Annotated in this window: 10 protein-coding genes and 1 other RNA gene; 1 reads left to right on the plus strand and 10 read right to left on the minus strand. The window is 57.7% G+C overall.

The window, feature by feature from the left end; all coding sequences use genetic code 11:
* From M9Q49_RS27405 to M9Q49_RS27430, 5 genes are all read right to left on the minus strand, one after another.
* Window positions 1-939: an AraC family transcriptional regulator gene (locus tag M9Q49_RS27405; RefSeq protein WP_254512500.1), complete on the minus strand. Its 939-nt coding sequence runs from the start codon at window positions 937-939 to the stop codon at window positions 1-3.
* A gap of 249 nt (window positions 940-1,188) precedes the next feature.
* On the minus strand, window positions 1,189-2,790 hold the full coding sequence (locus M9Q49_RS27410) for a c-type cytochrome (RefSeq protein ID WP_254513648.1): 1,602 nt from the start codon (window positions 2,788-2,790) through the stop codon (window positions 1,189-1,191).
* Window positions 2,791-2,974: 184 nt separating this feature from the next.
* Window positions 2,975-4,705, minus strand: coding sequence for a peroxidase family protein (locus M9Q49_RS27415; protein ID WP_254512501.1), 1,731 nt, complete (start codon window positions 4,703-4,705; stop codon window positions 2,975-2,977).
* 350 nt (window positions 4,706-5,055) lie between these two features.
* Complete coding sequence (locus tag M9Q49_RS35830) at window positions 5,056-9,195, minus strand: S8 family serine peptidase (RefSeq protein WP_315861210.1); 4,140 nt, start codon at window positions 9,193-9,195, stop codon at window positions 5,056-5,058.
* Between the two features lie 591 nt (window positions 9,196-9,786).
* Window positions 9,787-11,121 carry a hypothetical protein gene (locus tag M9Q49_RS27430; protein ID WP_254512502.1) on the minus strand — a complete coding sequence of 445 codons (1,335 nt, stop codon included), beginning with the start codon at window positions 11,119-11,121 and terminating at the stop codon, window positions 9,787-9,789.
* A gap of 196 nt (window positions 11,122-11,317) precedes the next feature.
* On the opposite strand from M9Q49_RS27430, the gene M9Q49_RS27435 reads away from it, so the two are divergent.
* Window positions 11,318-12,103 (plus strand): hypothetical protein, encoded by a 786-nt coding sequence (locus M9Q49_RS27435; protein ID WP_254512503.1) that lies wholly within the window; start codon window positions 11,318-11,320, stop codon window positions 12,101-12,103.
* A 1-nt stretch (window position 12,104) separates the two neighbouring features.
* Here the strand turns inward: M9Q49_RS27435 and rpoN are convergent, their stop codons facing one another.
* The 5 genes from rpoN to M9Q49_RS27460 form a co-directional block, all read right to left on the minus strand.
* Entirely contained in the window at window positions 12,105-13,598 is a 1,494-nt protein-coding gene (rpoN, locus tag M9Q49_RS27440; protein ID WP_254512504.1) for an RNA polymerase factor sigma-54, read from the minus strand.
* Window positions 13,599-13,719: 121 nt separating this feature from the next.
* The gene (gene recR, locus M9Q49_RS27445) at window positions 13,720-14,319 is read right to left on the minus strand and encodes a recombination mediator RecR (protein WP_254512505.1); all 600 of its coding nucleotides are present in this window, start codon (window positions 14,317-14,319) and stop codon (window positions 13,720-13,722) included.
* A 23-nt stretch (window positions 14,320-14,342) separates the two neighbouring features.
* Entirely contained in the window at window positions 14,343-16,232 is a 1,890-nt protein-coding gene (gene dnaX, locus M9Q49_RS27450; RefSeq protein ID WP_254512506.1) for a DNA polymerase III subunit gamma/tau, read from the minus strand.
* Window positions 16,233-16,353: 121 nt separating this feature from the next.
* Window positions 16,354-16,448, minus strand: an RNA gene (gene ffs / locus M9Q49_RS27455) — signal recognition particle sRNA small type.
* Between the two features lie 142 nt (window positions 16,449-16,590).
* Window positions 16,591-23,661: a cohesin domain-containing protein gene (locus M9Q49_RS27460; RefSeq protein WP_254512507.1), complete on the minus strand. Its 7,071-nt coding sequence runs from the start codon at window positions 23,659-23,661 to the stop codon at window positions 16,591-16,593.
* Window positions 23,662-23,725 lie beyond the last annotated feature (64 nt).

Consider the following 23,725-nt stretch of genomic DNA (forward strand, 5'->3'; position numbering starts at 1 on the left):
TTATGAAGTTGCGCGCAATCCGGTGATCTCGCGCAACTGCTCGACATGCCGGATCGGCGGTTCGCCAAAACTGCGTTTGTAGTCGCGGCTAAAGTGAGAAGCATCTTCGTAACCAACGCGGTAACCGGCTTGCGCGGCGTCGAGTTTCTCAGTGAGCATCAGCCGCCGCGCTTCTTCCAGGCGAAGTTGCTTCTGGTACTGCAGAGGACTCAACGCGGTTACCGCTTTGAAGTGGGCGTGAAAGCTAGACACGCTCATGCAAAGCTCGCGCGCGATTTCTTCGATCTTTAGCGGCTTATCGAAGTTCTCGCGGATCAACTCCAGGGCCCGCACCATGCGATGGGACTGGCCTCCCAGAGTTGCCAGATGGCGCAGGCGATTTCCCTGCGCGCCGGTCAACAACCGATAAATGATCTCGCGGGTTACGAGCGGAGCCAGGACACGGTACTCGTTCGGCGAATTAACCAGTCGCATCAGTCGCACGGTGGCGTCGAGCAGTTTGTGATCGAGCGGACTCACGTCGACTGCCTTCGCGCTCCCTTCGGTGCGCGGATTGATAAATCCCGACTCGACCATCACCGACGTGACCAGCGCCGAATCGAGCGCAATGCGAAAACTGAGATAGGGATGCTCTGGCGAAACGTCCACCACCTCGCCCACGAACGGCAAAGCCATCGTGGTGATCAGGTACTCGGCCCGTTTCTGCAGAAAAGACTCGTCGCCGAGCGTGATGATCTTGCTGCCCTGCGCGACGACACAGAGTCCCGGATCGCAAACTCCTTGGACCCTCTCGCCGGCCTGGGTCGTGCGACGCAGGAAGACACCTGGCCGCACCTCGCGAACTCCATCGCACAAAATGGTGCTGTCGATGAGTTCAGCGAGTTCCGACAAATTATCAGCCGCTCGGCGAGCTTCTCGTTGATCGGCTGGACTTTCCATTCCTCAAGAATACGTGCGGTTTGCTCTGAAACTAGACCGCTTGGACTAATAGACAATCAAAGACGAGGATCGTCCTATCGCATTTAGATTAAGAACGATTCAGAAACCGCCCGGTTGAGCGGCCTGCTGCGACACTTTGTCCGCTTCGGAAGCCGATGCCCATCGTCGGCTCACTGCCACGCTGGATCGGCGCGGCCACCACGCCGGAAAATCGGCCGGCAGATCGTTGCGGCGCTTGACCAACGCAACTCACAGCGAGAGAAGGTAAGCAATCAGATCGTCGACAATCGGTTTATCGATTTCATTGTTTCCCCAGGAGATCCGCACTTTCTTTCCTTGTCCATCTTGAACAAATGGATCCGCCTGGGAGCCGTGGCCACTGTTCGAGAAGCTGTCTTTGCGTATGTCGTGCAAGGCAATCGCGCTCGAGCCAGCTCCCTTGAATTCCTTTTCTCGAAGCGGCTCCCACTCCCAGCCTCCGTCCTGCCGATTGTAGGTGATGCTTCCGCGGAGGAAGGGCTGATTGGTGCGCAGCTCGGGAACCAAGAGTTGACGCAGCGTTGGAACCGAGCCGTTGTGCAAGTAAGGTGCTTGGGCCCACGTTCCATGCAGTCCATTGGCGACGTAGCCGCGCTTGTTGGTTGGGTCGATCAACGGCTTGTCGCCCAAGCTGAATTCCGTTTCGGTCGGAGGGCAGGCGGCACGAACTACCTTTTCCATCATCTTGACCGTCGTGGCAGAGATCGCGTCAGCCCGCAGCCGATCGGTTCCGATGGCGAAGACAAGAACTTCTCGGCTACGCCCCGGAGTCGCGACATGGCAGCCCGCACAGTTCTTCTTGAAGGTAACTTCTCCACGGGCGCGAGCTTTGTCGTCGATGGGAAACGGGAAAGGGGCGGCTGGCAACTTTCCGATAAATGCCTGAATTGCGGCGTTCGTCTTCAAGTCAATTTTCGCTGGATTTCCCACTACGGCCAGCGATGAGGTCAGCGAGCGCGCAAATCCAAAGATCGTCGCGTCCCAATTTGCATATCCCTTGGGATCGATTTGCCAAACGGCTGGAATATCTGCCATCGCGGGCCCTGGAGGCAGAACGGTGGCGGCTTTATCTTCGCCGACAAGGCTCACCAGACTGGTGCTGCCCAGCCCCGACGTTTCCACAAGCCCTGGCGCTCCGCCGGTGAGGCTCGGAGGATTTGACACGTTCTTGTAACTGTGGCGTTGGAGAAGGCCGACGCCGGCCAGTCGGCGCTCGTTCATCTGACGCATGGTGGCCAGAACCGCGTCTAGATTCTCCTTCACCGTCGCCACTTCGCGCGCCGCTTCTGCTTTGGAAACGAGCTTTGAATCGGCGCCCCAATACCATTCTGGTGCATTGCTTTCCAATGCCTCGGAAATGCGTTTGCGAAAGTCGATATAGGCGGGCACATCTGACGAGTTGCCGAGTCGCGCTTTCAAGAGCTTCGTCAGGCGGCCAATGAACTCATGCAGGTTCATCTCCGTGTTGGTGCTTCCAAACAATAGCTGAATCGTGCCGTCTTCACGCCGCACGCGCCCCGTATGACAACTGCCGCAACTGCGCGTCATGTACCGAATCTGAACACTGCCGTTGGCCGATGCTGGGCGTGTCCAAGTGATGCCGTTCAGACGCGTCGGTGTATCGGTTCGCGCGAAAAAACCAACACTTGCCAACGCGGAATTGCTAAATACTTCGGGTTCGAGTTCTTGCAGCACGCGAAACACAACAAAGGGAATCATCTCCAGCGTGGTGTCACCGAGAGATCCAGTGTCGAAGGCCTCGAAGCTCGCACGGTTCTCACGAATGACCCTATCGACATCTTCTTGCCGCATCCGCGCTGCGGATTCCCAGTCTTTTGGCTGCTGCGCACGTGCCAGGCCAACGGAAGTGAAACATACTGCGATCGCAACGATGAAATGCCATCTCAGATTCATAATCGCACCTTGTAGAGCATCGGCAGTTAATCCCACTCTTGCCTTGCACCCCGACTAAGCGGCGAGTATCTGGCCGCCGCTACTACTTTTTGTAAAGTTCGGCTTCGTCAAAGCCAGCCGACGTACTCGCCGACTCTAGGCCATCAGCAGATTCCGTTGCTCCGCCAAAACCTGGAGGCCTTGTCGTCGGACCGAGATCGGGCCTTGTCGTCGGACCGAGATCGGAACCGAGATCGCGTGGCTCATCTGGCTCGTCGCCCCGCTGCGTAAATCTGATCTCGCCGTCGAAGTCATCGTTTCCGAGGTTGCGCTTCAGCACATCTTGGAGCGTTCGTGTTTGCTGAATGATTTTCCAACCGACGTCGGAAAACGTCTCCGGCTTGAAGCTATTTAATGACAGCAACGGATTGGTCAAGGCTTGTGAAAAAGCATCGACGCCAACCATTCGTCCAATCAAAGGCGACAGAGCGGAATTCTCGCGGACATCCTCCGCAAACAAGCCGACAAAGAACTCCAGGTTGTCAACTTCCTCGTAGAGGTTCTTCAGCTTCTCCTGGACCTCTTCATCGCCGGTAATCTGCGACCAATCGGTTACGCGAGGAAAGCGAAACAATTCACGATAGTCGTTATAGGTGCGAAGATTCGCCTTTCGACCGAGCTCAATCGCCTTCAGCTCTGCTTCACGCACCAGGTGGTTCGTCGTGTTCCGCAAGCCAACTTCGGAGGCCTTCTGTCGGCTGGCTGATTGAAACATGACTCCAAGACCGTTTTCCACCAGCAAGGCATTGTTGAAGAGGCCGTTTGTAACTGGCTCGAACTTATCGCGGACAAGGATTGCGTCCGGGACCATGCTGTGCCAACGGTACAAAAGGTTGAACTCGACCGTCATCCAATTGGTTCGGTACCAGCTCTCGTGTTCGAAGCCCCACGGCTCGGCGGAAAACTTGAAATGATACGGCGTTATATGATTGATGTAGTCTTCGATCACGATCCGCAACAGCACCACGATCATCACATTGCGGGCCGTTTGAAATAATCGCTCGTCATCCCAGGTCGGATAGGCCTTTTGAAGCTCACCGCACACGCGGTTGTGTTCGCGCAGGAAAAGAGTGTTCAACATCGCGTAGCCGACGGTAACGTTGATGCGTTCCACTCCGCCGACGAATATGTATTTCTTTCGCTCTGGGGGCAATCCTTTTGGAACGACTGGCTTGAATGCCAGATGCTTGAATTCATCTTTCTCTTGCAACGAATCGTCGAAGAACAGCGGCGGGTAGACCCCGGTCGCAAGCTTGGAAGTTTTTAGTCGCCCTCCTTGCAACTCGCGCAGCGTTTGAGTTTCCGTTGGATTCAAGCCATAAATCTGACACAGATCGATCTCGTGGTTCGATGTGTTTTGGTTGGAATCTTCTCGATTGGTGCGCAGAAACCCATCGGTGAACCACTGGGCGAAATTGGTGAACAACACCGTTGATTTCTTGGAGATACGATACGTTTCTTTGGTGCGACGAAACAATTCCGCTACGTCTTCAATAGCTGGCAGTTTTTCCGTGTAACCAGCGGCAGCGGGTGGCAGATGCCGGCCCGTATATTTTCGATCTGTTAATGAATCCCACGATGTGTAGGAAGATTTCAAGCTGAACTGATATGGCCGCGTATTCGTCTTGAGAATCGCGCGCTTGATCAGAACACGATTCAGAAACTTCTTCAGAGGAGGAATCGCCTGAGCGAGTCGCCACAGGGGCCCAAACCGAGTGAGCAGAAATGTCTCGAACGAATTTGACCACCCATCCCGCTCGGTACTGCGAGTCATTGTTCTCACCATGGTGCGTCAAGTAGAAGCAGTCAGTGGACGACTGTTGTTCTGCCAAGACAGCCTAGTGTCTTTGGTATTGTGGGTTCGTCTGGCAGGCCTGAACTCAACGAGCGAACGTATTACATTCAGCTATCTCAGCCAAGCGAGGTATAACGTATGTAGCTATAGATAAATTTGCAAGTAAGTACTTGTTGCGATTTACGCCCTTGTATGAGCTGGCTGAATGGAGTACCAGAAAAATCCTGAAGTGTTTGAATCTGTAATCTCAATACTCATCCCGGCGGCATGAGCCATAACGATAGGCCGCTAACAAGAATCTGTGTTCCGCCGCCAACCTTGCAGCCGCTCTAGAGGCCGAAGAACTGAAGCAGCGCGTCGACGTTCAGCACGCCGTAGCCCGAGCCGCGGTCCCAGTGGTTGTTATTTATGTTGCGGAAGGCTTGGCGCACTTCGTTGGCCGAGGGAATTTGAATCCCTTGCTTCTTCGCGGCGGAGAAAACCAGGGCCACAGCGCCGGTTACATGCGGAGCGGCCATGCTCGTCCCGTCGCGCTCGATAAAGCCATTCAGCGTGTTCCCTTCGGCAGCCATGATGTTGACACCAGGGGCCGAAATCTCGGGCTTTTCGAGCCCGTGGCGAGTTTTGCCAAAACAGGAAAACTTGGCCACGCCTTGGGGCGCAATCTGCACAGCCGCCACGGTGATGACACTGTTGGCCGTGCCTGGAATCGTGAGGGTAGTGTCTGCCTGAGCGAACCCTGTGAACTGCGCGGGCTGCCAATCGGTAACTTCGATCCAGGCATGCAACTCTTGAGCGCGAGCGGTATCGCCATTCACCATTTCGAGTTGCCATTTACCATCCAGGATCGCCTTCGCCGTTCCCGCCGCGATTTCAATTCGCAATCGGCCGTGGCCGTTGTCGCGAAAGTGCTTGTCGTAGTCGATGATGTAGGTATTGCCGTTGGGAAAAACGCCGGCGGCATGAGGATTTGTAAAATTCACCGAGATGGATCGATCCGAGTTGGGATTGAAGAGCAAAAAGCCCATCTGCTCCGAGGGATTGAACCAAACTTCAATCACATCCTTCACGCGTCCGGTGCGAAAGTTGACGGTCTTCTGCACGTCAGATACCCATTCCAAGTTTTCTAAAAACTTAGGGGCTATCGTGGCATAGGCATGCCCCGCAGTTGCGCGGCTATTGCCGGCCGACTTCACCACGGCCCGTCCGCGGGCACGGCCGTTCTGACAGAAACTATCGATGGCGGCCTCCAGCGTGGTCGTGCCGTCGTGACCGCCGGATTGATGCCCTTGGCTCATGTTGACAGAGACCGGCAACTTCAGTTCTTCTGCTTTTGCCTGAGCAAATTCCAGCGCAGAGACGAGTGTATTGGAGTAGCCAATTTGATTGGGCGAACCCTCTTCGTACTCGCTACTGCCGACGATGATGGCCAGAATCGGCGCCTCGTGTGCGACTCCGCCCGGAAAAGAGGGGAGATTCGCCGGAGTTGCCGAGCCGGCGGCGATGCTCGCCACATGGCTGCCGTGACCGCCTCGATCGCGCTGCAAGTTGCCACCAAGCACGCCACTGGCCAGATAATTTTCGATCGCTGCCTTAGAATGCCAGGTTCCCCCTGCGGCTTCGAATCCGGCTGGCGGCAACAGCGTTCCAGGAGTATTCAGGCCTGCAGTGTGGTTTTGCTTGCCGGTTGGATCACTCAGATCCCAGATGCCTACCAGGCGAGTTTTCATGGGATCGGCAACCTGGCGAAACGCATGATGCATGACGTCGATCCCACCGTCGATGATCGCAACCAGGCACTGGTCACCCCCTTCGTTCGTGCGGGCCTTGGCATTGGTGGCTCCGACATGCGCCATCGAATATCGGCATTCAGGCAATAGCAGGCCGTGGGGATTGTCGACTGTCAAAACATCTTCGTGATCTTCCAGCGCAGATAGCGAAGCAGCGGTTCCCTCGGCCGCCACAATGTTTCCCACTTTCGAAACGATGGTCAGTCCTGGAATATTCTTGAGGTCGACTTCCGGCGAGCGCAAGCGCAGGGTCATTGGCGACACAACCTCTGGAGTGCCGGTTGGGTCATAGGCTCGTTGTTGAGCGACGGAAATTTGGCGACGCAGACTCCTGCTCACCTTTTTGTCCTTCGCCAAAAAACGCTGCAACAAACCGGCCGAAGGGACAACAAGATTGGCTGTGATGAGCAAGTCTTCCAGACTTTCGCCACGATTCAATTTGTCGTTGACAAGATCCCAGGCAAACTTTTCCTTCGTCGCGTCAGACAGTTCTGGCGGCGTGACGTGTTGCACCTTGGCAAAAACGGCGGCGAGGTCTTCGGAGTGCAACGATGCCAAGGCGGCCGCGACTTTGTCTTCATTAATTAAGAGCTCGGATGTGCGCGGCGAATATCGCGTGGACTCGTCGGCACGGGCCGCCATCTCCGCCGCCGCGCGACTGAGCTCATAGGAAGGCCGAAGAACCTGCACGTTGATTTTGCCATCGGATTCATCGATGTGAATTTGGCTTTGCAATCCAACCAGAACGGCATCGGGTGCGAGGGAAACCGTTCCCTTGACGCCTCTCGAACTCTTGGCCATTTGCGCCAGCGGCTGTTGGCATTTTTCATCCTGCGCCGCGACTTTTAGCGTCAATTTGGCTAACTCGCCATCCGACATTTCGGCCGCTGGTGCGGAAATGATTTCTCTGGCGATCGGCAAAGCCAACCCTACACCTGTTCTGTGCAGTTTTCGCGTCGTATTACTGTCGAGCCAGGACGAGAAGTCGTTTAGTATTTGAATGGCCTCGGAATCGTCCATCCCATCGAGCATGCGGCTCAAATCAGCGTCGCTCACGCGTTCGATCTGCATGCTCTCGAGCCCCGAATCAGGGTCGACTGCCTGTACAAATCCCGCTTTCAAAATGTGTAGGACGCTGGCCAGCGTGACCGGGTCGGTCTGATTGAAATCCATATGCCGGGCCGATTCGGAGCTAAGGCCCGGTCCGCTCTTTGCCACCGACCAGATCAGGCGATCCGGTCCTGCCGCAAAAAACTTCTTCACGGCAGCAACGCTTTGGAACAAACGTCCTTCGTACTGCTTGCCAGGATAGTACCGCTCCATGCCGACGAGCGGCCGGTCGACTTCTGTTTCCAACAAGCCGGACACCAGATAGAGGAGCGACTTTGGATAGACATATTTCAACGTGCTTGAAAACGGCGCGAGCAGTGCGTCCTTGGCTTCCAATTGATCGCGCATGCCGAAGGAACGAACGTTGCCGATCCGCTGTGTTTGAATGGCCTGATTGAAGAGATCAAAATCGACAGCCGGCGCGAGCATGACCACGTCGAATTTGACATCCGGCAGTTGCTTGAATTCGCGGTGGGCATGAATCAAAAAATTACACAGGTAAATCGCGCCGGCGCTATGCCCAACGAGTGTCACCCGCGGCGGGTTTGCAACGTTTTCAAACCGTTTCACCAGTCGGCGCAAGAATGCGGTGCCGCCGTACAGTCGATCGTCGTCGCCGAACGCATCGAGCGTGTCGCGCTTCATTTGATTCCAGAACAATTCCGCGCCGAGCTTGCCAACGTACAGATCGCGCAGCACCTCCTCGACAACGGTCGTGTAGAGTCCATGGTCGCGGCCCTTGGAATAGCGGCGAATGACTCGATAGCCGATGCGGGCGGCTGCCACCGCAACGCGACCGACGGTGATCCCGATGCCGATCAGCGATTCTTCTGCTGACACCGGGGGCGGAACGTGAGGGGTTCTTTCTGGCCGCTCGGCAATACCGCTCAGTTCCTGCAGTGCGCTGGCCGTGAGATGGCCCGGCGTCTTGTAGCCCAGGCCGCTTTCATTGGCCTCGGCGGACGAGGGAGGCGCAAACAACTGCCTGTTCAGCTCATCGATTTCCTTCTGCAGTTCGGCATCGCCGCGCATCGCAGCCGCCAATTCCTGCTCATCGGCTTCGTTCCCCGTTAGGCCTGCGCGAGCTTCTTCATTGCGAATCTCGTCAAAGGGAGCCTGCTGCGGCACTGGGCTGGTGGGAGCCTTTTGCTGGTCGATCCACTCTTCCACTTGTTCCTGCGGCGATTTGCCAACGGCGACCGACTCGAGCGCGAACGACGAAGAATCCACTCCCAGCTTCTTCAAGAGATGGTCAACCAGATAACTCACAATTTTCTTAAAGAGCGTCTCTTGCGCGATCTCCGTCAGGTTATTGCGAAACGTCTCCCATAGGCCTGTCTCCCACACGAAGAAAAAGGGATAGGCGCCCGTTTCGGAAAATGTTTTGAACAACGCTTCGGCCGAGGTCATCGCGGCCTTTTCGTTGACCAAGCCGCCGTGAAAGTGAATCACCAAGCCCGAGCTCGGTTTGCTGGCATCAAAGCTCTCAAACGCAGCGTCGAGATCGCTCAATTGCGTGTTATCAAAACGGCCGCTGGCCAGATTGATGTAATGGTTCTTGCTGAACATGGCAGAATTCCTGAGGCAAGCAGGATGATTAACGACTGAAGAATCTTTACAGCTTAAAGATTCGTACGCCGCAAGCCTAGCAATTCCGCGACTGAATGCAATCATCGCAACGCGATGGTTTTAATGTGAGCTTCACATAAATTAGGAGACCGGTGGCAGTGCTGACAGCGTGTGTCAGACCCTGGACCATTGGAAGCTCATCGGCTCGAACCGCCAGGGATCTATCAAATTGAACTGGAGCGGCCTGGACAGGAGATAATTAATTATGACTTCTGACTACATCATCTGCAGAGCAGTATCAGGTCGACTCTAGCAATCTGTCGACAGGGATCTTGAATTGGCCGCCAGTCAGCTTCGAAGGCGTTCCGCACGCATTTGAAGAACGGCGAATTATTCCCCACAGCGAACTGCCGATCGGCTTACGATTGCGATGATCGCCGAGTATTTGGCGTCGCTGGGAATTGAATGCATCTGCTGCGACTGAATTCAGATACAGCAAGCAATTTTACTGCCCAACTGGCTGGGCTTCATAAGTCGTTGCGGCAAATGCGGCAGTCGGCGGCGCTGTGAGGGCGCACCCAGACCGTTGGTTTACTTGAGCGACGGTCCAGGCAGAGTCGCCGTGTTAGCACCACCACTGATGAGTTTGCCGGTGCCGTCGTAAACCAATCGCTTCCAGCCGTGTGGTGTTTCGACTTGAAAGAATTGCCGGGTAAACAGATTGAGTGGATCGAGCAATGTCTGCGCCACCTTCGCGTCGTTTTCATTGCGGTCGTCGAAGCGATAAGCCGTGCGGTGCGGATTCACCGGGCTCCAGTCCCCTTCGAAAATCTGCATGCGAGTGGGGAGGTACTGTTTCTCGTCAAGAACGATCTGCACCATCTTGAAGTTGGCTGCATCCTGCCGACCTTTCGGAACGGCTTCGAGGCAATACTCGCCGGCTTGTTCGGCTTTCAGCGGGCGGATCCAGTAGCGAGCGCGAATCGTTTCGGCCCGTGCACCAAACATGAACGGCAACGGGCCATCGGCGAGCGACTTTCCTTGCATTTCCGGCGGCAGCTGCGATTCGGTGAGCGTCTTTTGGCTGGCATCAAAGGCGAACACGCGTTTGCCGTCGGTCACCCAATGCTCGCCGTTTTCCTTCGGCTGCGGGTTGAATTTCTGCGTGCCATCGGGGTTCTTCTCGCCGACGGCGATAGTCATCAGCTCTTCGACTTTGAATAGGCCTTTGTCCGGACCGGCGTACTTGATCACGCCGCGGGCATACTTGCTGAAGGGGAGCTCATTCAATTTGCCGAGGGCTTTGAGTTGCTGGAACTGATTGGGAATCGCGCCCGGATCGTATTCCCACTTCTGAAATTTGCACTCGAGCGTCTTGACCTTGTTGCTTCGCTCTTCCCAATAGCGGAGCACGTTATCGACCCACTCTTGCACCTTGGGATCGAGCGGAAACCACTCGGGCTGCTGCGGCATGGGTTGCACGATGGCAGCTCGCGGCACGTTGTTCAGCGCTGCGGGACCAGCGGGGCCGCCAGGCTGACCAACGCCTGGCTGATTGAAACCAGGTTGGCCGACCGCGCCATTCTGCGGCTGGCGAATGGGCTGATCGCCCGAGACGGGACGCACCTGGCCGGCAGCGGCAGGTTGTTGTCCTTGCGCGGGCTGAACCTGATAGTTCTGTCGCGGCGCGGCTTGTGGATTTTGTTGTTGAGGCTGACCTTGCGCAGGTTGGGCCGCAGTGGAACCGAGCGCGGGACCATACACGCTGGTGCGAGCTGGTTGAGCGCCCGGTTGAGCAGCACCCGGCTGCGGTTGTTGCGCTGCTGGGCCGGCCGGTTGATAGTTTTGAGCGACGAGTTCGCGGCCGGTGAGAGCGACGACGAACAAACAACTGGCAGCAAATACAAAGCGGGTCGCGCGAGTCATCCGTGACTTCCTGCGAATGGGTGGGCCTGTAGATTGGTCGGGCAATGATACTGCAACAGGCGTTGATCGAACCAGAGCAAGTCTCAGCTGATTTACACGGCTGCTAGCGGGAATTTGGCTAGCAAGTGCGGCGGAAGTTGCGTGCCACGTCGCAGCCGAACACAATGTCGACGGGCTACTCCAGGAGCAAACCATAATGTCGGCAGCCGTTTATCTGACTCTTCTGCATATGACACTTGGCATCATCGGCACGGGCATCGATGCCCGGCAGGGCCTGTTCATTCAGGAATTTCACCAAGGCGACAAGGTGAAATATCTGCTCGCGAACACCGCCACCAAGCCGGCAGAAATCAGCGTCGTGAAGTTCGATGAGTCATGGCGAATCGGCCAACCGATCGGCAAGGTGATTGCGGGGCCTTGGGAAATTCCGGCCAAGGGCACACTGGAAGTCGACGTCGGTGACCTCGCTGGCGAAGAACTGATTCGCTTCTTCAATGCGGATAAATCACCGCTCGGCGTGCTCAACGCGCCGCGCAAACCGACAGCCAAGACGGACGAGAAGGCGCGAACGGCTGCGGGTGGACTGAATGGCCTGGGTAACTATGTGGATGGCGTGAGCATGCAATTCCCAGCCGCTGCCGTGAAGGCCGGTGAAGAAGTGACGGTTCGCATCACTTTCAGCAGTGAGGTTCGCGGCCTGCTGAAGTTCACACCACTGGCCACACCGAATGCCGCGGCTGGGCCGAAACTGCATCCGGAAAAAGTCACAGCGAACTCGGTTCCCGTGCGCCAGGAAGGAAAGATCTGGGTCATCGACCTCAATAAGCCGACGAAGGCTGAAGACCACGTCATGGAACTCACTTTCAAAGTTCCTGCCGATCACGCCGAGCCGATTTTCGTCTGCAGCGCTTGGCTGGCCAACGATCGCGGGGGCGGCGTGACGCTTGCCCGCGCAGTTGAAGTGAAACCGGCGGCGAAATAGCTTACGTCTTCGACCAGTCGCGCCGTTGACGGCTGCTGGGGATCGACATTTTTTGGCGGTACTTGGTGACCGTGCGGCGGGCGACTTCGAGGCCGAGCTTTTTCAGTTCGTGAACGATGTCGTCATCGCTCAGCGGGCTCGACTTGTCCTCCTTGTCGATGATTTCCTGCAAGCGAATGCGGATGATGTCCCACGCCACATCTTCGCCGTCGTCCGATTGCGTGCCGCCGACGAAGAACCGCCGCAACGGATAAATGCCGCGGGGCGTTTGAATGTACTTGTCGTCAACCGCCCGGCTGACGGTGGTGACGTGCACCTTTACTTTGTCGGCGATCTGCTGCATCTTGAGCGGATGAATGTGCTCGGGGCCTTCCTCGAGAAATTCGTTCTGATGCTCGACGATGGCTTGGGCGACCTTCATCAGCGTGTTGCGGCGTTGCTCGATCGATTCGATGAGCCACTGCGCGGCTTGCACCTTGCGCTTGATGTATTCGCGCTCTTCCGGCGTGGCTTCGCCACTGGCGAGACGCTCGCGATAGTACTTGCTGATGAAGAGCTGCGGCGTGCGACTCTCCTCAACGATCACTTTCCACTTGCCGTCTTCGCCGCGCTCGACTTCCACGTCGGGCTCGACCGAGGGCACGTGGACTTCGGCAAACTGAGCGGCCGGCTTGGGATTGAGTTTCTTCAGCTCTTCCCAGGCTTCCTTGATGCGATCGAAGCTGTAGCCCGTGGCCTTCATGATCTGCGGCATGCGGTTGTCGCGCAGATCTTCCAGGTGGTTGCTGATCAGCGTTTTTTGTTCGTCGTACAAATCGATTTCAGGCCGTAACTGTTTGAGCAAGCACTCGCGCAGATCGCGGGCCGCAATGCCCGGCGGATCAAGACTTTGCACTAGCTCGAGCGCCTTCTCGGCTAACGACAAATCTTCGGGCGGAGCATCGGCAGGGAGCAGATCGCGCAGGCTGCTACGGAGATATCCGCCGTCCTTCGCATCAAGGGCGGAGATGATTCGTTCGCACATGGTCATCGTGCGAGGATCGACATCGAGCTCACCGAGCTGATGCATCAAATAATCTTGCAGCGATTCAGGCCGTTCGGCGACATTCGAAATCGTGTCGTGCGCGCGGTCGGAATCTTCGTCCATCCGGTTAGCGCTGCGACGTGTTGTTTCGTCGAAATAATCCGGCACATCGCGATCGAGCTGCAACAACCGTTCGAAGTCGTCGGCGTTGTTGTGAGCTTCGTCGACAACGAGCGGCTTTTCTTCGATGCTTCGTTCGTTGGCGCCGAGGTCGGGTTCCGAAGTCGATTCTTCGGGCAACGTCGGATCGCGCTCTTGCAACTCGAGGAGTGGATTTTCCGACAGCTCTTGCTCGATCCGTTCTTGCAGCGCCTGCAACGGCAACTGCAGGATTTCCATCGACTGGATCATCCGCGGCGCAAGGATCTGCTTTTGCAGCTGCCGGGCTTCAAGACCAAAGGATAATCGCATGGTTGGGTGGTTGCTTTGTTAAGTGGCGGACAGCAATCGTCTGGTAGCTGAATTCGCCAGAATTCAGACTGCCAACATCATTCGAACGCTCTGAATTCTGGCGAATTCAGCTACTGAAAAATTACAATCGCTGCCGACCTGCAAGGGCGTCGGCGAGGATCTCTTTGTTCGTGTATTCCAAAACGCTGCCGGTTGTGATTCCCCGCGCCAGGCGAGTCATACTTACCGGGAACTCTGCGAGCAAGTTCGAAATGTGGAGCGCCGTGCCGTCGCCTTCGACAGTAGGGTTCGTCGCCATCACGATTTCGCTGAACGTTCCTTGCCGCACCCGTTGCACGAGTTGCGGCAGGGTCAATTGATCGGGGCCGATGCCGTCGAGCGGCGCGATACGGCCAAGCAGCACGTGATACAAGCCGCGAAAGACGCCGGCTTGCTCGAGGGCCATCAGGTCGCGTGGCTGCTCGACGACGCATAGCTGCGTGCGGTCGCGACGCGAGTCCGCACAAATGCTGCACTCTTCGCTCTCGGCCAGGTTGAAGCAAGTCGCGCAGTAGCGGACGTTTTCGCGAACCGCGCGAATGGCGTCGGCCAGGGCGAAGGCTTCGCTCTTGGGAACCCGCAGCACGTGATACGCGAGCCGCTCGGCGCTTTTGCGACCGATGCCGGGGAGTTTGGCAAACTCCTCGATGACTTTGCTCACGGAATCAGTGACTTGGGCCATGCGAGAAGTAAGAGATGGGTGGTTTATGGATCAGGGTTGGGAATGTCGGACGCTGAGGACTCCGGTTCCTCGGCGGCGGGCGGCGCGTCGATGACGTCGACAATCTCGGCATCAAAAACGGCGATCGCCTGCTGGACGAGCAAGTTGCGTTCCAATTCCTTAATTCGTTGCCTGCGGCGCGCTGCCGTGGGCTGTGGTTTCGCCGTCGTAGCCGCCGCTTGGGGCTCATCTGGCAATAAATCGAATTCCACACGAATTTGGCGACCGGCGACTTCAGCCAGCGTTTGTTCCAGCTTCTGCCGCCGCTCGGGACGCTCTAGCTGATCCTTGAAATGACTATACGCTTTTCTAAACGACGCAACTAGTCTGTTTGGCCCGGAAATTGCTATTGCGACGACTTTGCGGGCGTAATCCGCCGTCATATCTTGAATGGCTTCAACGGCTTGCGACCAGATCTGCTGGGCTACCGCATTTGTCCAAGGAATGTCGCTGGGGGCTTCGACTGGGGGCGAAATGTCCCGTTCAGTTACGTCGGCCGTTTTTTTTTGATCGGCGGCGCTTGGAGGCGGATTCGGCAGTGGCTGAGCTCGGGGTTGGCTGACCGGCGGTCCCACTGACTGCGAAACGTGCGCGACTGGCGCGCTGCTTGCACTGGGCACTGGCTGCGCGAAAGCCGGAGGCGGCGGCGAATATGCCGGTCGCGACGGAACTGCGGGGACCGCAAGAGGAGCGCCACTTTGCAATTGGGCGATGAGCGCCGGCAGCGATTGCAACTGCTCGAGCCGGGCGATCCGCACGAGGGCCATTTCGACAAGCGTGCGCGTTTGTGTGCTTTGCTTCATCCGGACGAGAGACTGATCTAGGATCTGCGCTGCAGCCAATAGAGTATCGAGTCCGAGCGCTTCGCCGAGGCGAGCCATCTCGGCGGCATCGCTGGCTTCGGTTGTCAAAAACAAATCGGGCGAACAACCGAGATGCGCCGCCATCGCGTCGCGCAAGTAACCAAGCAACTGCTCGGCCAATTGTCCCGCATCGACTCCTTCGCGAATCGCCGTGTCGAGCAACGTCAGCGCTGTTGCCGCGTCGCGATTGGCCAGCGCGCCGGCGATCGCCGCGAGGCGTCCGGCTTGGGCCGTGCCAAGCAACCGATGCACGTCGGCTGCGGTAAGTGCTTTGCCGCTGAACGAAAGGAGCTGTTCGAGCAGCGACTGGCTGTCGCGCATCGAACCGTTGGCGCGTCGCGCCAAGATCTGCAGGGCCTGCGGCTCTGCCGACACGCCTTCCTGCGTGCAGATGTGGGCAAGTCGCTCGACGATGGCCTGCGATTGCAACGGCGCGAAGTCGAAGCGCTGGCAGCGCGACAGTACCGTGATCGGGATCTTGTCGGCTTCGGTGGTGCAGAAGATGAACTTCACATGCTCGGGCGGTTCCTCGAGCGTTTTCAGCAGCGCGTTGAACGCCTGCATCGTGAGCATGTGAACTTCGTCGATGATGTAGATCTTGTACCGCGCCCGGCTCGGCCGAACGTTGACGTTCGATCGCAACTGGCGGATTTCATCGATGCCGCGATTACTCGCGCCGTCGATTTCAATCACATCCACATCGCTTCCCGCCGCGATTCCCTGGCAAATGTCGCACTCGCCACAGGGCTCTGTCGTCGGACCTTTGACGCAATCGAGGGCCTTGGCGAAAATCCGCGCGGTGCTGGTTTTGCCGACTCCGCGAGCGCCGGTGAACAGATAAGCATGGCCAACGCGGTTCGTATGAATCGCCGTTCCCAGCGCCTGCGAGACCTGTGGCTGGCCGACGAGTTGCTGAAAGTCCTGCGGGCGATAGCGACGAGCAACGACGACGTAATTGCCAGCATCGGCGGCGCTAGAGTCGCCTGCCGGATCGTCAGGAAGCAGAGCCATACGCGCCTCGGGCGAGAGAGAAAGAGATCAAGGGGTTAGAGATGAAGCAGAGCCCGGCAGACTGAACGCCGCATTTCCCTAGTCCCTAACCTCTAGCCCCTTCATCCCTTCCAAGCCGCTGCCAGAAAGAGGCCCCCGCACAAGAGTACGTCGCTTATGGCTGCTCCAATTACGGCCTGACCAGGTTCACGCTTCCCCCTCGCGAGGGCCCCTTTCGGGCAGAGGCCCCTCCTTGCTGGTGTTTTCCAACCGTCGTTGGAATGGCCAGCAAGGGAAGCACTCATTTGTAGGCGAACTGGCCCCTTTCAGCAATCGGGCATCGCAGTCGGCGAACCGCTCCGCGGTCGATGAATCGCAACTAGGACAACCGCCGCACCATCGATCGCCGCGGGGTCGACGCTGCGCTCGCGTCGCTATGATCCTGCTGCCAGGCAGACAGAATTTGCAGCAGCGCTTGTTCGTGCAGACTTAACGGCGTGCTGGAGTCACTGGCAGCAGGATCGTGCGCGTGCAACACAACCTTGCTGCTCTCACCGCCGAAGATTTGATCGAGGGCATCGATATTGGCTGCGATGACAACTGCCGGGGCCGTGGGAGCAACATAAACAAAGTCATCGCCGCCCTGCGCGTCGATCGCCACGCCGGTCGCGGCGAAGTCGCCCAAGTGCTGATTGCCGACGCGGACGCGAAGCCGGCCATCGGGCAAGTGACCTACGATGATCCGATCGTTCGCCGCGCTGCCCGTGATGAGAAGTTGCTCGCCAACCAACTGAGCGATGTTCGTCGTCACTGGAGTGGCGACCGAACGGATCGTCACACGGCCGTCGATCGGATCATTGGCGGCGTCGGTGGGCGCGGGGATCAGCGTGAGAAAACCTTCGTTGAGTTGCGTCGACCGCTGGCGCGAGGTAGCCGCCAGATTGATCGCTGAAGCGCCGGGTCGCGCGGCTGCTTTCACCGTGGCTTGCAGTTGGGCGAGTTCTCCGCGGAAGGTCCCCTCGAGTGGTTTCAACCCGGCTAGCGACAGATCGATCCGCCCGGCCAGTGGATTGATGTGCGACGACAGCAGCCAGCCGCGGCTGGCAACCAACTTGCCAAGCGCTGCCTCGGTAATTTCAAGAACCGACGGATCGTAGTAAATGACCAGATCCGCCGAAGCCAAGCCGTTGCCGGTCAGATTCACAATACTATCGATATCGACCGGAATGATGAGCGATTCGCCCGGTGATGCGACGAGGTTCTGCGGAATGCTTAGCTTCGGATCGGGCCCGCCCTGCAAGAACGAACCGGTCGGCAGCGGCGTGGGAACCTCGGCCACAGGAATAGAAACGGCGAGCTGCAACATTAGCGACACATCTTGCGAGGTGATGTCGCCGTTGCCAGTGATATCGCCAAGGATCAAGGGGTCGAGCAATTTGAATTGTTCCAAGCCGCTATCGATGCCGACGGAAAGGCGCGCGAGGTACGACGCATCCTGACCGGTGTAATCGCCGTTGCCGCTCACATCGGCAAAGTACGCAACCAGTTGCACGCCATCGTCATCAATCGCAGCCACCGCGCCGGCGTTGAGCGAGATGTTCGCAATGTCGAGCACTTGCTTCGTTCGATAGGGAGCCGTCGCCGGCACATCGGCTTGCAGATCTACAAACCGAGTTGTCCCTGCCGTGAGCGGCGTGGGGCTGTTGAACTGAATCAGCGCGATGCCCGCCGTGGTCGTATCGAGATTCACCGTCGCACCAACAGGCAAACCCGGAGCAACCGTGGCAGCGGAAATATTGAGGAGCGTGGGATCGTAATGCACTTCAAATGTCGCCGAGGTGATCCCACCGCCGTTGCTGAACGAGAGCGGAATGCCGGTCGTGCCGCTCGCTGGCAGATTCACCGGCTGACCCGGACCGCGTGAAAAATTCGGCACAGTGATCGTCACTGCGCTCGCCGGAGCGGCAGCCACCGTGACGCCGTACACAAAGTCGCCGCCGGCCAGGCCGTCACCATCGCCATCAAGCAACTCTCCAGTCGCGTCATGAAAACCGTTTGCCGCACTCCGCAGCGTCAGCGTGTAATTATCCGCTGGCAATCGACCCGTTGTCGAAACAAACGTCAGCCGCTGCAAACCAGGATCGACCACAAGTGAACCACGAATCACGCCGCTACTCGCCCCTTGAATCACCACATCGGCAGCACCAAAGCGATTCCCTTGCACGTCGTACAGATTGAGTACACTCGGATCGATGGGCTGGCTCAAGTGCACCACGCCGCCGGTTGTCGTCGGCAGAAACGCCAACACCTGCAGCGACTGCGGCGGCGAAACATCGATCGTGAACGTCTGCGTTTCGCTCGTGTCGACACCGCCGAGCGCAGTTCCACCGTTATCGTGCAACCGCAGGGTGACCGTTGCCGAGCCGTACTGCCCCAGTGCCGGAGTGAACGTTAGCGTCCCATTGGCTGCCATGGCTGGCAGTACAGAGAACAATTCAGGCTTCGTGTTTCCCGTGATCTGAAAATCGACCACCTGCGCACTCTCATTGGCGCCCGGCGAAATCGACGTAGCCCAACCCGGCCGCGTTTGCGCAAACGCACTTGTCACGCTGATGTCGGATCCTTTGACAAAGCTCGGTGCATCATTGACGGCGGCGACTGTGATGGTGAACTTCGTCGCATTCGTACTATCGTCGAGCGTGCCGAACACGCCATCGAGTCCGGCATCGCGCACGGTGACATCAATGGTCGACGTGCCATTCCGATTCGGTTCGGGCGTGAACGTTAACGTTCCGGTCGTGGCTGGCGATGCGTAGCTAATCGCCGGATTGGCAATCAGCGTGGTATTGTTCGAAGTCGCCGTTACTTGCAGCGCCTGCGGCGTGATGCCTCCCGACGTGATGCCACTCAAGTTGATCGTCGTAGCCGCGGCATCCTCATTCACCGTTTGATCGGCGAGGATATTGATCGTCGGTCTGTTATTGATGGTGATTTCGACATCGTTGCCATCACCGCCGACATAACTGATCGTGGCTGCCATGCCCGAAGTCAAGAAGTTACCCGTGATTGCAGCGCCTTCGGGCAATACGGTTCCCACGGGCAATGAGCTGCCGAAGCCCGCTGTGAAGAAACCATCAATGGGGTCATTGCCATCGTTTTGCATCAGGATGTATTTGCCGGAAGCAGAAATCGCGAAGCCAGTGCTCCTGATCAGGTCCAAACGCGGATAAACGCCCGCCGAACCAAGCGTAATACTGCCGTTGACGGTCAGCGAGGTGTTGGTGCCTGCGGCAAAAGACGAAGTCAATTTGGCTCCTCCGTTGATCGCCAGTGCAGGCAATCCTGGCCGATTGATTGTCAGCGTTGCATCGAGCGCACCGCCGGAGTTCACGGTCAGCTGATGGTGAATGGTGCCGCTGCCATAGAGCGATGCCGTTGCTTCGACGGTGGTGGGGCTTTTGATCGAACCGTTGATTTGCAGGTAGCCTTCGCGTACGGTCGTCGGCCCATCATAAAGATTGATACCGTTCAGAACGACGGCAGAGCCTCCCGTCTTCTGCAAACCATACGCAAAATTCCCGTCGTCAATGACGCCTCCCACGATAATGGTCCCCATTGGACCACCCATGCTGGCGTCGCCTTCAAGCGTGATCGGTCCATTGAACCTCATCGCGCCCGTGATTGAATTCACGCTCAGCGCCGCATCGGTCAGATAACCCATACCGCTCAGTCGCAAAGGCTCCGACGCAATCGCGACGGAAGTGTTATTCAATCGCAACGAACCACCAGGGAGCACGCGTGTGTAAGCGGTAGAAGACCCTAGCGAGGTGCTGAGCTGAGCGACCAGCACTCCCCCTTCAATTCGTGTGACGGTCTTCAAATCGCTAAGACCACTGATGAGCAGCGTGCTGCCGCCGCGCTTCACGATTTCGAACAAGCCAAGGTTGTAGCTGTTGATGTCGCCCAAATAGGACTTGAGATCATAGGTCCCCGTTTCGCCAGCGATAGTTAGCCGCGGCAACGTCCCTCCTTCGTCCCCCAGATAGCTGGCGATCCTGCTGCCAAGGTCGCCAGCAATGCTGTACACCGTGTCCTGATAGTTGAACGCCAGACCCAGCGTGGCATTCTGCCCAAGATACAAAGAGGTGGTGTCGCTGATCGAATTCGACGCCATCAGTTGAAACACGCCTGAAACCAGGAAAGCCACTCCACCAGCCGATATCCCGAGAGAGCCCGTCGTCATCGAATAGGTTGAAGTGAAATAGACCGAACCAGCCGTCTGTGCATTGAAATAGCTGGCGAGAACCGAGATGGGCGCCGCCTGGCTGCCGATGTTGCCGCTCTCTGCCAAAACCGTGACTGTGTTGGCAGACAGCCCACCGTTCCCCACAATCGCTCCTGTTCCTGTCACGCTGGCGGTCAATAAGGATGTGTTACTTTGGGTCGCCTGCAGGTTGAATCCAAATCCGTTCAAGCCAAAGTTCTTGTTCGTTCCGGGCGACAATTTGATGTTGGCTTTGGAATTGTTCGTATTTGTGACGGTGGCGCCCAGCGTAATGTCGCCGGAATTGCTATCGCCAATTTGGAACGTGCCTGTCGAGACCGCACTCAATTCAGCCGGCCAAATTCCCAACCACTGATCGGGCGAGTCGGCGACACCAAGGTTAATGCGAAACCCGGGAGTGAGCGGCCTGACGACGACCATGCCGGTCTGGCCGGTAGAAATGTTGTTGTTGGTATTCAAGCTCATCGAATCGGCAATCAATTCGATTCCCACCGGAACGTTGGCCGAACCCAAGACACCGCCCGACGCGATAGCGATGCCGAAGTTGCTAGTCGATTTCGTGGCGACGCTTCCAGTCACTCGTACTGTGTTGAATAAGGATTGCGCATAGCCTGTGAACTCAACGCCCATGGAGCCGGATGTTCCAGCGCCACCGGTTCCGTTAAGCATGAGCAAGCCCCTAGTCGACATGCCGCCGAGCAGAATTCCGCTGTTGCCAGATGTGAAGCTGCCCGCACCGCCGCCGGTGCCGGTAATGGTGATTGTCCCCGTCAATGCAGTGACATTGGCAGCAGACAAACGCACGCCGACATTGCGCTGGCCAGATAAGGTGCCGGTTTGATTGCCGCCCGTGCCTGTAATGCTGATCGACGCGTTGCTCACCGCGACAACAGCGCCGCCCGACACACTCACTCCCTCGTTCGTGCCGCTTGCCGAACCCACACCGCCACCCCAGCCTCGCAGCACGATATCACCGCCGCTGGAAGTAACTACTCCCGCGTTGTAGATGCCGGTGTTATCTGATGTCGTCGCCGCTGCGTTGGTCGCTCCCCAACCTTCGACTGTCACACCAGCCAGTCCTCCGGCAGTGATCGTCGCGTTGTTCGTGAGCACAACTCCCCGCGATGATCGCCCCGCGGAACCCGCTCCCGCCATTCCTTGCACCAGCACCGGCCCGCCCCCGGAAGTGACCTTGGCCTGGCTGTTGATCAACACGCCCTCACCGGCTCCGCTGGCCACCGCAGCTCCATTGCCAACAACGGTCACACTGCCGGTTCCCCCCGCAGTGATTTCGGCTTGCGAATTTAGATACACGCCCGCGTTGCTGATCGAAGTGCTGCGACCACCGCCGGTGCCCGCTACCGAAACCGCGCCGCCCCCTGAAGTGATGCGCGAGCCGGAATCGGACAGGTACACGCCGTAGTTAGTGTTGCCCGAGTTGCTGTCGAGATAGTCTCCCTTGCCCATGACGGTGGTAGTTCCCAATCCGCCGGCTGCAATCGTTCCGCCCCCTGTGACCCACACGCCAAAGTTATTGGCAGTCGCCGCGCCGCCGCCACCGCGACCTTCGACGCGCACTTTGCCACCCGCCGAAGCAATACGTGCGAGCGGGCCATTCAAAGCCACACCTACCTTGGTTGGAGCCTCGGCATTGCCCCCCACACCCAGGACATTCACATCGCCGCTGCCACTCGCCGCAATCTCGCCTCCCATCGACAAGATCACGCCGTGATAACCATTACCACCATTACCAGTGACGGTGAGCGAACCATCAACCGAACTAATCCGCGAACCGATGCTTTCCACGCGCACGCCATCGTTGGTGCTGCCGGCTTGGGTTGTCATGCCGCCGCCCGTGCCGTTGATGGTTACCGCGCCGCTGCCGCCGGTAATCGAGCCACCGGCATTGACCATCACACCCACGTTGTAGCCGCTGCCAGTCGATGTTCGACCACCACCCAAACCCGTGACATTCAGCGTGCCGGTCGCGGCTGCAATGCGGGCATTGGCCCCTATCACCAGCACACCGTAATTGAAACTGCTAAATGGCTGCTCGCCTCCCTTGCCGTAAATGGACACGTTCCCGCGCCCTGTCGATTGCAACACCGCGTTGCCGGCCAGCGACACACCGGCCCCAATCGAATTTCCGCCAGTCGTTTCATTGGCAGACAGCAGCAGATTGCCGTCGACCGTGCTGAGCCCAGACGCCGTCAAAAATTCAATCTGCGACAGTGTGGTCAGACTTGCACTCCCGCTGCCATCGAGGGCCAGCTTGATTCCATTTTCGAAGCGAATCCGGTTCTTGGCGAAACCACTCAAATTGCGATCGGTGGCAAAAGTTGTCCCGCCGTTGAAGGTAATCGTTTGCAGCAGATCGCCACTCGCTCCCAAAGTTAGGTTCGCGCCGAATTGCGGCAGCGTACCGACCGTCAGCGCATCTCCCGTCACGTTGGGATCGATGGCCAAGGTGGTGCTCGGGCTGCGAAATGTCGTGGAGACAAAGGTCGCACTAACCGAATTCAACACCAACAGATTATTGTCATCATCGCCATCGTCCTTGAGTTCCAGCGAGTTCGCGCCCGTTGGCATCTTGAACGTCGAGGTTGTCGCCGTGCCGGTATTTGTCAGCGACTCGAGCGCGGTGTAACTCACCGCGCCGAAGTTCTCCAGCTGAACGCTTCCTCCCTCGGCGCTGGTGTAATCGTAGAGAGCCGCGCCTTGATCGCCGCCGAACAAAAGCAAGCTGTCGTTCTCTGCCGACTCGCCCGCGTCGTAGCTCAGTCCCAAATTCGGCACCACGTCGCCGCTGGCCAGGTCAAGCGTCAACGTATCGCCGCCACCGCCGAGATTAACCGCCAAGTTATTGAACAGACTCGCCGGCGCGCGCAGCGTGAGATCGCCATTTTCGAGCGACATGCCAGCTGGCGCAGGCGTGATGAATTGCTCGGCCGCATCGGTGATCAAGAAATCGTTGCCGTCACGAACGATCGTTAGCGCGTTGTTCACGCCCAGTGCCGATGCATCCGAGATGGTCAGCACACCAGCGAGATTGAACGCGCTGAGCGTGGCCAGCATCTGCCGTTGCTCAAGCTCTTCCAGGCGAATGCGCCGTCGTCGCTGCGCAGCAGCCGGCCGCTTCCAAAGACGGGAGAATGATAAGGACATCGGGTGGGCGGTGGCGGCTGAGATGGGGAGATCGAAAGCTTACAGAAAAGCCATCTTGCCCCTC

This window comes from Anatilimnocola floriformis (genome assembly GCF_024256385.1).
GTDB lineage: Bacteria > Planctomycetota > Planctomycetia > Pirellulales > Pirellulaceae > Anatilimnocola > Anatilimnocola floriformis.

Bases quoted from the DNA above. Each gene is read 5' to 3' on its own strand.
- M9Q49_RS27415 (WP_254512501.1), bottom strand. From the start codon at position 4,705: ATGACTCGCAGTACCGAGCGGGATGGGTGGTCAAATTCGTTCGAGACA.
- dnaX (WP_254512506.1), bottom strand. From the start codon at position 16,232: ATGGCTCTGCTTCCTGACGATCCGGCAGGCGACTCTAGCGCCGCCGAT.
- M9Q49_RS27460 (WP_254512507.1), bottom strand. From the start codon at position 23,661: ATGTCCTTATCATTCTCCCGTCTTTGGAAGCGGCCGGCTGCTGCGCAG.
- M9Q49_RS27405 (WP_254512500.1), bottom strand. From the start codon at position 939: ATGGAAAGTCCAGCCGATCAACGAGAAGCTCGCCGAGCGGCTGATAAT.
- recR (WP_254512505.1), bottom strand. From the start codon at position 14,319: ATGGCCCAAGTCACTGATTCCGTGAGCAAAGTCATCGAGGAGTTTGCC.
- M9Q49_RS27435 (WP_254512503.1), top strand. From the start codon at position 11,318: ATGTCGGCAGCCGTTTATCTGACTCTTCTGCATATGACACTTGGCATC.
- M9Q49_RS27410 (WP_254513648.1), bottom strand. From the start codon at position 2,790: ATGCGGCAAGAAGATGTCGATAGGGTCATTCGTGAGAACCGTGCGAGC.
- M9Q49_RS27430 (WP_254512502.1), bottom strand. From the start codon at position 11,121: ATGACTCGCGCGACCCGCTTTGTATTTGCTGCCAGTTGTTTGTTCGTC.
- rpoN (WP_254512504.1), bottom strand. From the start codon at position 13,598: ATGCGATTATCCTTTGGTCTTGAAGCCCGGCAGCTGCAAAAGCAGATC.
- M9Q49_RS35830 (WP_315861210.1), bottom strand. From the start codon at position 9,195: ATGTTCAGCAAGAACCATTACATCAATCTGGCCAGCGGCCGTTTTGAT.